This window comes from Phocaeicola sp. RTP21198st1_B8_RTP21198_201120, from assembly GCF_040929485.1.
Lineage (GTDB): Bacteria > Bacteroidota > Bacteroidia > Bacteroidales > Bacteroidaceae > Phocaeicola > Phocaeicola dorei.
In genome coordinates this window covers 49,580-65,306 of the sequence record NZ_JBCOCI010000004.1, presented here as the reverse complement: position 1 = coordinate 65,306, position 15,727 = coordinate 49,580, and the positions used below count along the sequence as shown (strand labels likewise).

10 protein-coding genes are annotated in these 15,727 nt (G+C 46.6%); all 10 read right to left on the bottom strand.

Features of this window, described 5'->3' with window-relative positions; genetic code table 11:
• Positions 1–4: 4 nt before the first annotated feature.
• Positions 5–889, bottom strand: a complete 885-nt coding sequence (locus tag AB5935_RS03625; RefSeq protein WP_032933456.1) for an acyltransferase — start codon at positions 887–889, stop codon at positions 5–7.
• Entirely contained in the window at positions 889–1,140 is a 252-nt protein-coding gene (locus tag AB5935_RS03620; RefSeq protein ID WP_007841393.1) for an acyl carrier protein, read from the bottom strand. Before AB5935_RS03620 ends, AB5935_RS03625 begins: the two co-directional genes overlap by 1 nt.
• 21 nt (positions 1,141–1,161) lie before the next feature.
• On the bottom strand, positions 1,162–2,391 hold the full coding sequence (locus tag AB5935_RS03615; RefSeq protein WP_007854654.1) for a beta-ketoacyl-[acyl-carrier-protein] synthase family protein: 1,230 nt from the start codon (positions 2,389–2,391) through the stop codon (positions 1,162–1,164).
• 7 nt (positions 2,392–2,398) lie between these two features.
• Entirely contained in the window at positions 2,399–3,127 is a 729-nt protein-coding gene (fabG, locus tag AB5935_RS03610; protein WP_038612009.1) for a 3-oxoacyl-ACP reductase FabG, read from the bottom strand.
• On the bottom strand, positions 3,124–4,656 hold the full coding sequence (hutH, locus tag AB5935_RS03605) for a histidine ammonia-lyase (protein ID WP_051926322.1): 1,533 nt from the start codon (positions 4,654–4,656) through the stop codon (positions 3,124–3,126). Before hutH ends, fabG begins: the two co-directional genes overlap by 4 nt.
• A 228-nt stretch (positions 4,657–4,884) precedes the next feature.
• Positions 4,885–6,366, bottom strand: a complete 1,482-nt coding sequence (cysS, locus tag AB5935_RS03600; RefSeq protein ID WP_007833793.1) for a cysteine--tRNA ligase — start codon at positions 6,364–6,366, stop codon at positions 4,885–4,887.
• Between the two features lie 390 nt (positions 6,367–6,756).
• Positions 6,757–8,640, bottom strand: coding sequence for an arabinan endo-1,5-alpha-L-arabinosidase (locus AB5935_RS03595; RefSeq protein WP_007833791.1), 1,884 nt, complete (start codon positions 8,638–8,640; stop codon positions 6,757–6,759).
• A 79-nt stretch (positions 8,641–8,719) separates the two neighbouring features.
• Entirely contained in the window at positions 8,720–10,498 is a 1,779-nt protein-coding gene (locus tag AB5935_RS03590; protein WP_038612002.1) for a bacterial Ig-like domain-containing protein, read from the bottom strand.
• Between the two features lie 24 nt (positions 10,499–10,522).
• Entirely contained in the window at positions 10,523–12,274 is a 1,752-nt protein-coding gene (locus AB5935_RS03585) for a RagB/SusD family nutrient uptake outer membrane protein (RefSeq protein ID WP_038611999.1), read from the bottom strand.
• A gap of 19 nt (positions 12,275–12,293) precedes the next feature.
• Positions 12,294–15,503 (bottom strand): SusC/RagA family TonB-linked outer membrane protein, encoded by a 3,210-nt coding sequence (locus tag AB5935_RS03580; protein WP_007841378.1) that lies wholly within the window; start codon positions 15,501–15,503, stop codon positions 12,294–12,296.
• Positions 15,504–15,727: the final 224 nt, after the last annotated feature.

Sequence of the window (15,727 nt, the reverse complement as noted above, 5' to 3'; positions counted from 1 at the left end):
GTATTTATGCCCAGAACGGGTAGTAATTGAACCATTGTTCCGGATACTGCCGGACGATTTTTTCCAGCGTTTGTGTATATTGCTCCAATAATGCTTGTTCGGCCCGCTTCTCTTTGGTATGTACCACCGCCTCGGCAATAAAGAAATGGAAACGATAGTTTTTTTTCGCTTCACGCATGGCAAAATAGAATACGACAGGTACTCTCATTTTGGAAGCCAGCAGGAAAGGACCCATCGGAAATTCGGCTTCTTTTCCCATGAACGGACTGCTGAGTAATTTCTCTTTATTCAGATAGCGGTCACCTTGAAAGCAGACATATTCTTTGCGCTCCAGTGCCTCTGTAATACGGAATACATGGGTCAGATTGTCTTCATTCACGGGAATTATTTTATAATCGCGTGTGGAGGCATTCTTTTCCAGAATCTCTTTTATCCGTTCGTGTTCGGCATCAAACATGACAATATTGATTTTTTTGCCGTATTCATCGAAGAAAGGAGCACCTATTTCCCAATTACCTACATGGGCGCCTATCATAATTACGCCGGTGTTTCCATTCAGTACGTTCAAAAATGCCTGATAGTTCTCGAACTCGAAATGATATTTGTCTGCCATCCCATTGCCGATGGCTACTTTGTCAATCAATATCTGCCCCAGCCGGTAGTAATTTTTCAATAACAGTCCGGCGGCTTTGGCACGTCCGTATTTCAGTCTGTTCCGTGCGTATTGCCAGGTACTGGCGGTAGCTTTCGGTGCGAAAGGTATAAAATAGAGGACGACCAATGACAGAAAGCCGTAAGCCGCAGTGATACCCAGACAGCGAATCATGTAGATGAAGAACATGTATCCGAATGTACCTCCTCTTGTTTTACCTTTCCATGTTTCGGGCATCAGTCTTCTTTTTGTATGTGCGAAATTACCAGATTATAGAAATCCTGGAAGGTTTTGATACCGGCAAAGTCTTTGGCTGTCACGGTGAAACCGAAATTCCTGTCAATCAGTACTACCATATCTACCAAATCAAGGCTATCCAATTCCAAGGTTTGCATCAAAGGGGCGTCCGGCTGAATCAATTCTACATCAATCTCAAATTCTTCGGCCAGGGTGGTTCTGATCTTTTCGATGATTTCTTCGTTGGTCATAAATTTATATATTGGTTTAAATTAATTGTTTTCTTTGAATTTGCGGATAATCAGTGAGGAATTGGTTCCTCCGAATCCGAATGAGTTGGACAAGAATGTGTCAAATTCCGTTTCTACCCTTCGGGAAGGGATATTCAGCAGGGCAGAGGCTTCATCGGGCTCCTCAAAATTGAGGTTGGGTGCGATGAAGCCGTTGTTCATCATCAAAGTGGAGTAAATGACTTCACTGGCTCCTGCCATCCACATCTCATGTCCGGTCTGTGATTTGGTGGATGTGACGTAGGGATGATGGCTCCCGAATACTTCCGCTATGGCTTTTGCCTCGTTCAAATCACCTACAGGAGTGGATGTGGCATGTGCATTGATGTATGCAATCTCTTCCAAAGGAATACCCGCATCCTTGACTGCCATCTGCAAAGAGCGTCTGGGGCCATCCACATTGGGTACGGAAATGTGATCTCCGTTGGATGAGAAGCCGTATCCTATGACTTCTGCCAGGATAGTCGCTCCGCGCTTTACGGCTGATTCATAACTTTCCAGCACCAGACTGGCGCCTCCGCCGCTAGGTACTAGTCCGTCACGGTTTTTATCGAATGGACGGGATGCTTTTTCCGGTTCGTCTTCCCGGGCGGAGAAGGCTCCCAACCCGTCGAAACTACCCACGGAATAAGGGTTCACTTCCTGTGCTCCTCCGCACAGAATGCAGTCCTGAAGTCCTGATTTGATAAGCAGATAAGCCATGCCGATGGCGTGTGAACCACTGGCACAGGCTCCCGATATAGTGAAGTTAATTCCTTTTAGATGGAAAATAACCGAAAGATTCATGGTAATGGTGGAATTCATGGACTGGAAAATAGAACCGGAACCAACCAATGCCGTATTCTTTTTCTCGCGGATAATATCTATTGCTTGAATAACCGGAGCAGCACTACTGTCATTGCCATACAGTATTCCGACTTCGTTCTCCAACAGGAACTTTTCTTCTATCCGGGCTTGCCGGAATGCTTCCAGGGTAGCCATATAGGCGTATTCTCCCTGCTCGGCAAGGCTATGGCGTTTCTTGCGGTCCAATAATTTCTTCAAATCGGGACGTTCGACAAGACCGGTTAACGCCGAGAAATAGCCCATTTCTTTGCGAGCCGGAGCGATTCCGATGCCTGACTTTCCTTGAAACAGTGACTCTTTCACTTCCTCTTGATTCCTGCCTATGCACGAATAGATGCCCATTCCTGTAATAACTACTCTTTTCATCTTTTGCTTACGTATATAATCCTCCATTGATGGAAATCACTTCTCCGGTAATGTAGGAAGCTTGCCCGGATGCCAGGAAGCCTACCAGTGCGGCTACTTCCCCGGGCTCGCCGAAGCGTCCTGCCGGGATGTGTTTTTTCCACTCGTTCTCATCAATTCCGTCTGTCATATCTGTACGGATAAATCCCGGTGCTATGGCATTTACCGTCACGTGTTTTTTGGCAACTTCCTGCGCCAACGCTTTGGTAGCGGCTATGATTCCACCTTTGGCTGCCGAATAATTTGTTTGTCCCGGCATTCCTTTGATCCCCGACAGGGAGACGATGTTGATAATACGTCCGAATCGCTTTACCAGCATATTCTTCAGCAAGGGTTGGGTGACGTTAAAGAAACCGTTCAGACTGATATCCAGTACCCGGCTCCATTCTTCCTGTTCCATCCACAGCATCAAGTTGTCACGGCGTATACCGGCATTGTTCACCAGTACCTCAATGTAAGTATCGGGATGCTGTTTTATCCATCCGTTCAGTGCGGCGTGTGTGGCTGCTGCATCTGTCACGTCAAATTTCATCAGTTCGCCATCCGAGTCTTGTTCCCGTATTTGTTGCAGGGTGGCTTCAGCTTCCGTATCGTTGCTTTGGTAGTTTATCAGTATATGATATCCCATTTCGGCCAGTTTCAGACAAATGGCTCGTCCGATTCCCCGGCTTCCTCCTGTTACTAATGCGTATTTCATTTTTCTTGAAACCTCCCTTTTTTAAGATATACCATCATGCTTTCTATCTCTTTATATTTAGGTGTATCTTCCCGGAAAACAGGGAAAAATGCTCGTATTTCTTTATATACTTGTTGTGACCGGGGGCTTATCCGGTCGGCTATATCCAGGCAATCAATGGCTTGTACAATACCCATCATCAGGATAGCCATCACCTGATAAGCATTTTCAATGACTGTTTTTGCCATCAAGGCGGAATTGGTACCCATGCTTACAATGTCCTGGTTGTCATTGTTGTTGGGGATGCTATGCACATACATCGGATTAGACAAAGTCTGGCACTCCGCCGTGGTAGAAGTCGCGGTAAATTGTGATGCTTGCAAGCCATAGTTCAATCCCAGTACTCCCATATTGACAAAGGGGGGGAGAATGCCGTTGATGCGGTCGTGAAACAGGTAATTAATCTGCCGTTCGGCAAGCATCGTCAGTTTGGTGACTGCTATTTTCAACTTGTCCATTTCAAAAGATACATAATCTCCGTGGAAGTTACCACCATGATATACATTCTGTGTGTCAGGGTCCACTATCGGGTTGTCACAAGCTGAATTTATTTCGTTTATCAATACTTTTTCAGCATTGAGTAATTCATCATAAACCGGCCCTAGAATTTGTGGAATGCAACGTAGCGAATAATAGGGCTGCACTTTATGGGTGAAGATCTTCTCTTCGTGCTTCCCATTATAAAGTTCATTCTCTCTTTTGCGTACACACAGGCTGCCTTTTACCCATTGGCGCATCATGCGGGCTATCTCTTGTTGTCCTTCATGCTGTTTGGCCCCGTTCAGCGGTTCAGACATGAAGTCATCGTATGAGGCGGCTATTTCATTCATCATAACAGATGCACCTACCGCCCACTGCATAAGTTGGCGTGCGTAAATCAGATTGACAATACCTATACCTGTCATGACTGAAGTGCCGTTGGTCACTGAAAGCCCTTCGCGGATGTGCATTTGAAAAGGTTGCAATCCGTTTTCCGCCAGCACAGAGGCCGTATCTCTTTTCTTGCCTTGGTAAAAGACTTCTCCTTCTCCAATCAGAGTGAGGGCGATATGGGCGAGTTGTACCAGATCACCACTGGCCCCCACACTGCCGTGTTCGGGTACGTATGGAATAATCCCCCGGTTGATAAACTCGGTAATGAGCAACGCCAGTTCTTTATGTACGCCGGATTTGCCTTGCAGAAAAGTATAGAGACGCGCTACCATGGCGGCTTTGACATAGCGTTCCGGAAGAGGTTGCCCGGCTCCGGTAGCATGGCTGCGGATGATGTTGTATTGTAATTGCGATAAGGATTCATCTTCAATACGATATTGGGCCATGGGGCCAAAGCCGGTATTGATGCCATAGATGATTTTGTCGTTGGAGAATGTTTTCAGGAAATTGAAACTCTCTTCCAGTTTTTGCATACATGGGTCGGAGAGTGTCAGTGGCTCTTCTTCAAACAAAATCTTATATAGGGACGCTAAAGTTATTGTATTCTCAACTAGCATTGGATTGGTGTGATAAGCAGTTTTGTATAGTTTCTGCAAAAATAGTTATTTAAAAATAAGTATTACCATCCGAAGGGAGATTTTTCAGTTTTGATGGTTATCTGAAAGGTTCACCACAGATTATACAAATAAACGCAGATGCTTCTTAAATCATTGATTGTTAGGTTGGATAATCTGTGTGAATCTGTATAGTCTGTGGTGAAAAAATATAGTACCGCTCTACGTATTCTATTTATTCAGTCTCCATGTGAAACCATCTTTGGTATCTTTCACTTCAAAGCCAAGAGCGGCTAGCTCATCACGGATTTTATCACTTGTAGCCCAGTCTTTATTGGCTTTGGCTTTCATACGTTGTTCCAGCAGCATATCTACTACTTTGCCATATGCCTCTTCACGTGCCTCGTTATTGGCGGCTTCTTCTTTTATACCCAAGATTTCATACATAAAGAGATGGAACACACTTTTCAGCTCTTCCAGATCTTCGGCGGAAAGGGTCGCTTTTTTATCAAGCACTGTGTTGATCATACGGGCGCCGTCAAACAGATGGGCGATGACAATCGGTGAGTTCAGGTCATCGTTCATGGCTGTATAGCATTTTTCACGTAAGTCTTTTACGCCTTCTATGCCGGTGGTTTGTGCGCTTGGGGTGATGCGTTCAAGACCTTTTACAGCTTCTGTCAGTCGTTCCAATCCTTTTTCGGCTGCTTGTAATGCTTCGTTACTGAAGTCCACTGTACTGCGGTAATGTGCCTGAAGGATGAAGAAACGGATGGTCATGGGGCTGTAGGCTTGTGTCAGTAACTTGTGAGTACCGTGAAAGAACTCATCCAAGTTAATAAAGTTGCCGTATGATTTTCCCATCTTCTGCCCATTAATGGTAATCATGTTGTTGTGCATCCAATAGTGAACCATGTCATCTCCTTGTGAAGCCACGCTTTGTGCGATCTCACATTCGTGGTGTGGGAAAATTAAGTCCATTCCCCCTCCATGAATATCGAAATGCTCGCCCAAATATTTTTTGCCCATTGCGGTACATTCACAATGCCAACCGGGAAAACCGTTACTCCACGGGCTTGGCCAGCGCATGATATGTTCGGGTTGTGCACATTTCCACAGAGCGAAATCGGCAGGATTACGCTTCTCGCTTTGACCGTCCAGTTCGCGGGTGGTGTTCAGCACATCGTCCAGGTTACGGCCGGACAGTTTGCCGTAATGATGGTCTTTGTTGTATTTTGCTACATCGAAATAAACGGAACCTTCACTTTCATAAGCATAGCCGTTTTTCAGAATTTCTTCTACCAGCTCTATCTGTTCAATGATATGACCTGATGCATGTGGCTCGATACTGGGTGGAAGTACATTCAAGGCTTCCATTGCCTTGTGGTAGCGATTGAGGTAATATTGTACTACTTCCATGGGTTCCAATTGTTCCAAACGGGCCTTTTTGGCGATTTTATCTTCACCTTCGTCTGCATCGTGTTCCAGATGACCGACATCGGTAATGTTACGGACATAACGTACCTTGTATCCCAGATGGGTAAGATAACGGAACAGGATATCGAACGTGATGGCGGGACGTGCGTGTCCTAAATGGGCGTCGCCATATACGGTAGGACCGCATACATACATACCTACATGAGGGGCATGCAAGGGAACGAAAAGTTCCTTTTGACGGCTTAATGTATTGTAAATGGTTAGTTTATTTTCCATAATTCATTCTATTAGAATTGCAAAGTTATAAATTAAAGTGTGTATTTGGCTAATAATTAACAAAAAATCTGATGCTGGTGTCCTCTGCTTGTCTACAAATGATGTTTGTTGGTTTAAGGAATAGAGATTTATGGTGATAAATAAAAGTAAGAATTAGGATAAAAGGTTGTCTTTGAACGTAAAAGAACAAAATAATGATTTTTTGTATGGAGATTAGGGAACCTAACTCTTTTTCCTTTTCATGAAATAGGTTTCTCTTGTATCTGTTTAATGATCTTTAATTTCTGCTATTGACTTGTAAAACAGGACCACTGCCCCATAAACATTGGTGTTGTTTTGAGGGGCAGTGGTCCTGTTTCTATATGAAGTTTGCGTGCGGGAGCGGGAATGTTATTTGGATTTCTTTCCCCAATACGTCTTGTTGTTGGCATAGCCGGCATAGACGATGGTATGGGTACGTGGATTGGCTTCCCAATCGGTTTCACGTTGCAGATAAAGTTCCACTCCGTTAACAGTCAGAATCTGTTGGCCGGCGTCATAGCTCCACATACTGCCTTTCCAGGTACCTTCGGTGATAGTGTGGTCGGCGGCGAGGGTCATTGTTGCTGAAGTTCTCTGCTCTCCATATTTGTATGTAAGGTCGATGTGTTCCCAATTGCCGGGCAATTCTTCTTCGGTGATGGCTACTTTGGGAACGGCTCCGTAACGTTCGGGCATTACGAGAGGCCAACCGTTTTTCGTCCAGCGGATGCTGCGTAGATGTCCCATCATGATGGCGTTACTGGCGTTGATGCCCGGAACATCCTTAGGCATGCGACCTTGTGAGACGTAGAACCAGTTGTCTTTGCCATCATCGAAGATAGCACAGTGGGCGATGCCTACCCAGCCGTAGCCTTTGCTGAATTTATAGGGATGGGTCACTATGGGCAGTGCATCGGCACCGGCGGTCACATCTTTGCCGTCAATGCCTACGTAGGGACCAGTGATGCTCTTCGAACGGACTACACGGGTGTTGTAGGGCACGTCAAGGGCGTCGTAGGCCAGGAAGAGGTAGTAGTAGCCATCACGGTAAATAATTTCTGGACCTTCACTGGCTTGCCAGCGGTTACCTGTCTGGCGGGTGGCGATTAACTGACCATACTCAGCAGGTGCTTGGCCTGTAGCCCAAGGCTGGCCCAAAGTTTCGGCAGGCTTGCCTGTCTCGCCATTGAGTTTGAGAGCAGCTATGCCGCTATGCCATGAACCGTAGACCAACCAGTGTTCGCCTTCGGGCGTGATGATGTAAGAGGGGTCGATGGCATTCCATTTGTAGTAGCAATTGGCCCAGTCATTTGGCTTTATGTTGAAGTTAAGTCCTTTGTCAGAAGCATTGGTGATGACGTAGCCTTTGTCCACCCAGCCGTTGTTGTTGGCGGGGTCGTTGTTTTCCATCAGGCCGATGAAGGCGCGCTCCGACCAGGTGTTGGCACCGTTGAGTGTGCCAGGGCAGACGATGGAATAGTACATGCGATAGAGGCCGTTCTTTACCTTGCGTACTACGGGAGCCCAATAGCCGAAGTCATTAATATTAGGGTTAACTTCGGCAAGTCCCATTTCTTTGCGTATTTCATTGAGCTTAGGTACTACCCATTCGGGCAGGTTCTTCATTGTACCGCCGAGGTATTCCCAGTTGACAAGGTCTTTGGAACGACGACTGTGGAAGTGCCCGCCTGCCGTGTGGGCGTTTCCATAGGAAGCATCTGTCTGATACATGTAATAATAACCATCTTCGGCCAATACCACCGAGGGGTCGTGTACGTTGGCAAGATTCCATTGAGAGCGTTTGCTCCAGTCACTTATCGAGGTATAGTCATCGGCGTAGGTGGGGGCCACATAATTCTTGAGTTCATCGTCTAAGCTTAAGCTTTCTGTGGTGGCCGTGATCACCTCAGAATAGACATAGCGGCTGTCACAGTAGACGTATGCACGGATATAGTAAGAGGTACCGGTGGTCAAGGTTGAGAGGGTGGCGCTGAAATTCTCATCGGCATTCACCACGTGGTCTTTGATAGTCGGTGTGGAAGTTGCTGTACTGTAACAGAAGCCTTTCTTGACTATTTGGTTCAGATCACCCGTAACCGACGCGGTGACGGTCAATGAGGTGGGTGTGGTTGTAGTTACTTTCGGAGTACTTACAGTTGCATAATAGCGGTCTATATCTTCGCTGTTGTCAGAACAAGCGGCTAAAACAAGGAATATTGGTAAGAACATCCACAGGGATAATAGTTTTTTCATCTGTTGATAGTTTAAAGGCCATGCCGCTTCTTCTGGTTCCTGAGGAAAACGGCATGGTTTGTGTGATTACTGATTCGGCTTAGAAGACGAGATGTCCGCCTTCAATCGTTAAAGCGAAGTTCAAGTCGTTCATATCTACTTTGTTGATCCCTAAATAGTATTGGGCATAGGAGGTACCTGAAGTGCCTTCCATTACCGCCTGAATGTCGGTTGTACCATTGCCGCAATTGGTCACGTAGACGGTGACTTTGGCTCCGTTCATATCGGCAAGCCAAGTAGCCCAGTCGCCTTGTGTACCGTTGTGAACGAGGCTGGCATTTCCATCGTATCCTGCACCCCATCCATAGTTGTCGGCGCGTACCACTGCATATTCGGCAAGATCGGCTTTGCGGAGAACGACAGCGAAGTTGCTCCAGTTATTAGCCAGGCTGGTGTAATTGGTGAAGCTGATGGACTTAGTTTCACCGATCGGCACGTTGAAATTGTCAGAAAAGACAGTCCACCACTCCGTTGTATTGTCTTCGGTTCCCAGAATGTCTGCAGAGTTGCTGACAGTGGAAACTGTTGATTCGGCCACTTTAACTGCTACGGTAGCGGTAGCTTCATCGGCAGTAATGGTTACGGTCTGTGTACCGGCTTTGGCGACAATGGCAGAGAAACTGAGTTTTGTGTTGTCAATAATTTGGGTGCTTCCGTCGGCATAAGTAGCCGTTACTTTCAATCCTTCCGGAAGGAATGCCAGCGTACGATCCGTCATCGCCTCGGTTGCAGCCGAAGTATAATAGTAATATTGTGTATGTGTAGGTTGAGCCGTCACTTGGATGGATACAATCTTTTCCACTACTTCAAACGTAGCATTGGCTACCACCGGCAAGTTGCAATTCTCACCCTTGAAGGTCTTGTTATAGATGGCTACCAGTGTCTTCGTACCCAGTTCTTCCATATTGGGGATGGCGGTGAACTGGAGTTCTTCGGCGGTTACGGTCTTAGTCACCCCTTCTTCGAAGCTGACGACGGCAGTAATACCGACCACGGCTTCTTCGAGTGAAGTGCCGGCATTGACCTGATCGGGTACATTTTGCAGTACCATCGAGAGCGGATTCTTGTCCTCGGCAGAAGTAAGGCCACCGATAGGAATGATGTTTGATTGTAAGAAGTTGATATAAGAGCCTTCAGGTACTAGGAAACAGCGGATGTTGGTATTGCTCTTGTCTATATTCAGATTGGGTAACTTGTACGGCTGTTTGTAGGTTTTGGTTGCCGAGGCGTTCTGGATTTTGATAGAGAAGGCATTTTCACTGGTTCGGTCTACGGTGAGTGTCACTTTGCCGCCCAATTTCTGTACAGTTTCGTCCAGATTATCAACGGGTGACAGCATCAGCGTGCTGGATGTGTATTTGAAAAAAAGATGGGAACCCCATTGGGAGTTATAGGCCAAAGTATCGTTTGTAGTGTCAAAACGATAAGCACCATATTCCGTATATCCTTCTCCTCCACGGTCTGTATCGTTGGTAATGACGAGGGCGAAGTTTTTATAATAGGTATTGTCGGCGGGATTGATGTTGAGATTGAACACCCCATGCCATTTCTGCCCGTCGGGCACGACGTAATACTTGGAGAAAGCTGTCCAGAAACCGGAGGTGTAGTCTGTGTTACCGAAGGAGTAGACATCTTCCTGCATACCTTCCAGTACTTCTTCTTCCGGCTCTTTCTTTGAATCTGCTATAGAGTCCACTTTCTCGGAGATCCAGTCAGGGGCGTTTACATCATATAACTCGCCACCTTCGCAGCTTGACAATGCCATCAACCCCAAGGTGATGGAACAGCAAACGTATACTAATTTTTTGAGTATTCTCATTGTCTTAAATTTTAATAGGTTTGTTTATTTGCTTAAGTCAACAACCGGACGAACTGTCCATCCATTTTCACTGAAATAAGTAGAGTTGTCCGTGCTGAAGTTGGCGGAGTTACCACTCAAATTGGGGTTCTTGTTCAACAACTGCTGTACGATGGGCAGGAATTCGTGTCCGGGTAAATAGGTGTCGAAAGAACTTTTCAGTTCGGGATCGGTTGCGATATCGTTGTAGTTTACAGGGTCCTTGGTTCCGATTAAAGAACGGCGTACGACGCTGTGTTCCTTGAGTTGCTGCAAACGGTCATTCTTATAGAAGAATCCCCAGCGGATAAGGTCGAATCCGCGTCCGAACTCGCACCCGAATTCCTTCGGACGCTCCACATTGGCAATCTGCTCGAAGAGTTTGTCGGCTGTAGGGAAGTCAGCCAGTTCAAGGTCGGGCAAGTCAGCACGGTTGCGCACTTCGTTAATCCAGTCGATGGCCTGTTGTGTGGGGCCGTTGACTTCGTTTTCACATTCGGCGGCGCGGAGCAGCACATCGGAGTAACGCATCAGACGCAAGTTGATTCCATCGTGCAAACCTGTAATAACCGTGCTATAGAGACCGGTACGAAGGTTTGTGAACTTGGCGATGGGCAGACCACCGTATGTGTTGTTGGTTACGATGTTGTCAGTGGCTGTAAGCTTGTTCGTATAAGCTACATTACCAAACTCGAAATCTTCCCAGTCGGATTCATAAGTACCGATGGTCCAGTACAGACGTGGGTCGAGTTTCCCGTCAGTTGTACGTTCAGCTTTGAAGAGATGGTAGAGCCACGGGGAAGCCGAGATGTCTGCCCAACCACCATAATTGCCGGGGGCGAAGTTACTCTCGATGGCCGAACCTTGGGTGGCATTCGGACTGGTGTTCACCGGAGTCCACTCGTCATCGGTTCCTTGTGATTCCAAGTCGAGGAATTGCACTTCGAAAAGGCTTTCTTTGTTGTTCTCATAGGCAGGACCTTCACGAAAGTTGTCGCCATAGTTATCCATCAGTTCATAAGTACCATATTTCTTGCCGATAATGTCTTTCAGCACAGTAAGGGCATCTTTGAATTTATGGCGTGTCATGAGCGCACGGGCATAGTAGCCGGCTGCAGTACCGCAGGTGGCACGTCCTTTTTCCCATTCACCACCTTGATCTCGTGAGGGTAACAATTCCATGGCTTCTTTGAAATCACTTTCCACTTGGTCGAGTACGGCATCGTATGTGCTGTTGCCGGTATAAAGTCCATCCAATGAAGAATAGGTAGCATAATCTGTGATGAGGGGTGGGTTCTGGTAATAACCAACCAGATTGTAGTATGACAGGCCACGCAGGAAGAGTACTTGTCCTTTGATGCGTTTCATTTTCTCGGAAAGCTGGCTGTTGTCTTCATCGCAACGGGAAATGGCAAAATTACATACATTAATGGTATAGTACCATTCGCGCCAGGGCCACCACGTGATGTCCGAGGTTACTTCCGCATTCAGGTCATCGAAAGGCAGATACCATACTTGTGATGAGTTCCATGCTTCATCACCACGACACACGTCGATGGTGTAGCCTACACGGGCGTAAGAACCTTCCATACGGATATGGTTATAGGCGGCAATAACGCTCTCTTCCAAATCATCGGCATTGAAGCCGAATGTGTTTGAGGTTTGCTGGTTGGGATTCAACAGCTCCAAATTATCATTGCAAGAAGCCAATGTGCCTAATCCCAAAATGAGAGCCAATGCATATTTATTGAGTTTCATATTGTTATGTTTTTAGTGATTAGAAAGTGAAATGAACACCACACATGAAGGTACGTGCGGTAGGATAAGAACAGAAGTTATATCCCGGTGTGAAGGTACCTCCTGCATAGTCTACATTATAACCTTTGTACCCGGTGAATGTGTGTAAATTCTGTGCTGACACATAGAGACGTACGTCGGATATGTATTTGCCAAACCATTCGTTGGGGAAGTTGTAGCCCAATTCTATATTGGCAATTTTCCAATAAGCTGCGTTCTGAATTTTGCGGTCGCTGAAGAGATCATTCCAGGCCAAGCTGGCACTGTTGGTAACATAGGTACGTGGCACGTTGGAAAGATAGGTACTGCCGTCTTCACTGAAACGGTTCGCGTCAAGCATGGCTACATCTTTGTTGCCCCAGCCGTAGCAGGAGTTCAGAGAGTTGTGGATATCATCGCTTACGTGATAGTTGAGTGCACCGAACGTAGCGATGCTCAGATCGAAACGTTTGTATTCAAAGCGGGCGTTCAAACCGAAGTTGATCTTAGGCATACCGCTGCCCAGTACTACTTGGTCATAGGCATCCACCTTTCCATCGGGCTTTCCGTCGGGACCGCTTACGTCCTTATAGAGGCAGTCACCAATCTGGGCACCTTCTTGTGTGGCATGGTTGTCCAGGTCGGCTTGTGTGCGGGCGATGCCGTCATAAACCCATCCGTAGAACTTACCGATTTCTTCACCTACGTTGGTGATGTAGGCACCGGATATATATGAATCGGTACCGAAGCCCAATGAGGTTACGCGGTTACGGATGGTGCTCAAGTTGGCTGACACTTCATATTTGAAGTCGTGGTCGCGGTTGCGGTAGGTAGTCGTAAATTCAAAACCTGAGTTATTCATCGAGGCGGCGTTCATCGTTACAGTGGTGTTGGATACACCGGCTTGCTCAGGAACTGGAACGGCATACAGCAGGTCTTCACTGGTATTCTTGTACCATTCAGCGGTGAATTCCAAACGGTTGTTGAAGAAGGCGAGGTCGATACCTACGTTGTAGCTTTTCTTCTTTTCCCAAGAAAGGTTATTGTCTACGAAAGTAGAAATGGCAGAACCGGTGATGGGTGTGTTACCAAAGCTATAAGTCATGTTGTTACGTGCCATTACAGCCTGATACATGTATTCACCGATGTTTTCGTTACCGAGTTCACCATAGCTGGCGCGTACCTTGAACATGTTGACAATGTTTCTGTTGAAGGGGAAAAAAGTTTCCTTGTCAAAACGCCATCCTAAAGATACGGAGGGGAAAGTACCCCAACGGATATTCTTGGACAAGCGGGAACTGCCGTCGCGGCGCACGGTTGCCGAGAACAGGTAACGGTCATCGTAGTTGTAGTTGATACGCCCGATGTAAGAGAGGATGGTGTGTTTGTATTCGAAGCTTTCGGCATAAGTGTTGGCGGCATTCTGAAGTTGCAGGAAGTAAGGCTCGGTGAAGTTGACGCCCCAGCCTGTCAACAGGTCGGTGTTTTCTTCTTCGTAAGTCTGGCCGGCTACCAGGTTAAAATGGTGTTTGCCGACGGTAGCATCATAAGTCAGCACGTTTTCAATCAAAGCATCGGCATAAGAACGGCTAGCCTTAGTGAGGCGTTCGTTGCTCTTGGCCAGATAGACACGATTGCTCTGTACCCATGCGGGAATCCAGGTGAAGTCCTTGCAATGGGTTTTGCTGTAAGAGAGATTGACTTTATAGTTGAGCTTGTGATTCTTGCTGTCAACGCCAATCATCTTCAGGAGATCCACATCGGCGGAAGCTGTTCCTACGAAGCGGTCCACGCGGGTGTTGCGCTTCAGCAGATTGTTGACTAGCAAGGGGTTGGAAGCCGAAATGTCACCATGTACAGTATCGTAGTAAACACCATAGCCGTAAGAGTCATAGTTGAAGTTATTGGCGATACCTACCAGATTGTCAAGTACCCAAGTAGAGTTGTCATAGGCTTTGATGGTGGGCTGCATCAGCAAAGTACCACGCAGCACATTGGTTACGTCGCCATACAGACCTTGAACGTATTCGGAAGCGTTTGACAACCCCATGTTGTCTTGATCGGAGTGAGAGTAGACAAGGCTGGTATGGAACTTGATGAATTTGGTGTCCATCGTGTTGTTGACACGTGCCGTGTAACGTTCATAGTTAGGACCGGCGCCTTCCAGTGTTCCTTTCTGGTTGTAGTAGTCTAATGAAACATTATAGGTGTTGTGGGCGCCGCCACCGGAGAGATTCACATTGTGATTCTGACGGATACCTGTTTTGAATACTTCTTTAAACCAGTTGGTATTGGTGTTGTCCTGGAAATGATATTTTCCGGTGGTACTGTCCAGCTTGTAACCGCCGGGCAGCGGAGTGTTGGAGTTGGTACATGCCTGACCGATGTATTGGCTGTATTGGTCGGCATCCATTACATCATAGACATTACTGGGGATATAGTCCATACCCACGTAGCCATTGTAATCTACTTTCAGCGGTTGGTCTTTCTGACCGCGTTTGGTAGTGATGATGACCACACCGTTGGCGGCGCGCGAACCGTAGATGGCAGCGGCTGATGCGTCCTTTAGGATTTGGATGGTTTCAATATCGTTTGAAGAGAAATCGCGGATGGAGGTACCCATAGGAACACCATCGATAACATAAAGAGGAGAAGTGTCACCGAAAGATCCGACACCACGGATGCGGACGGTAGGGTCTGCACCGGGCTGTCCGTCGGAGGTGACTTGTACGCCTGATACTTTACCTTCTAGCATGGTGGAGATATTGGAATGGGATGTCTGTTTCAGGGCTTCCGCATCTACTACGGCTACGGAACCAGTCAAGTCGGATTTCTTCTGTGTACCATAACCGATGACAACTACTTGCTCAAGCATCTGATTGTCGGGTTGCAATTGGATGGATTCAATGATGGCGCGGTTGCGAACAGCTACTTCACGATCCTTGTAGCCTACATAGCTTATCGAAAGGATAGCGTTACCGGCAACCTCCAATTGGAAGTTTCCGTCCACATCGGTAATGGTTCCGCCTTGTCCGTCTTTGATTCTGACGGTAGCTCCTGTGAGGGGTTCACCTTGTTCATCGATAACTTGACCGCGAACCTTGATAGTCGGAGATTGCGCCACGGTAGCCATAACAGGTGTGGAATACACCATCATGCCACCCATAGCACACAGACTAAGCATTACGGAAAATAATAAATGTTTCCTCATTTTTTTAAGTATTAAATTAGTAGATTAAATTGTTGCTGATATATTGAATTGAGATGTTGGATTATTGTACAATCCAATGTTGAATACTCTAGGTAGACAAACCACAGAGTTTATAAATATGCTGGAGCTATTCTTCATAATATTTAAGATTAGGATTAAATTTTAAAAGCAGGGGTCTCTTCCGAAAGTTGAGTACCGATTGCATGACAAAAGTAAAATTTATG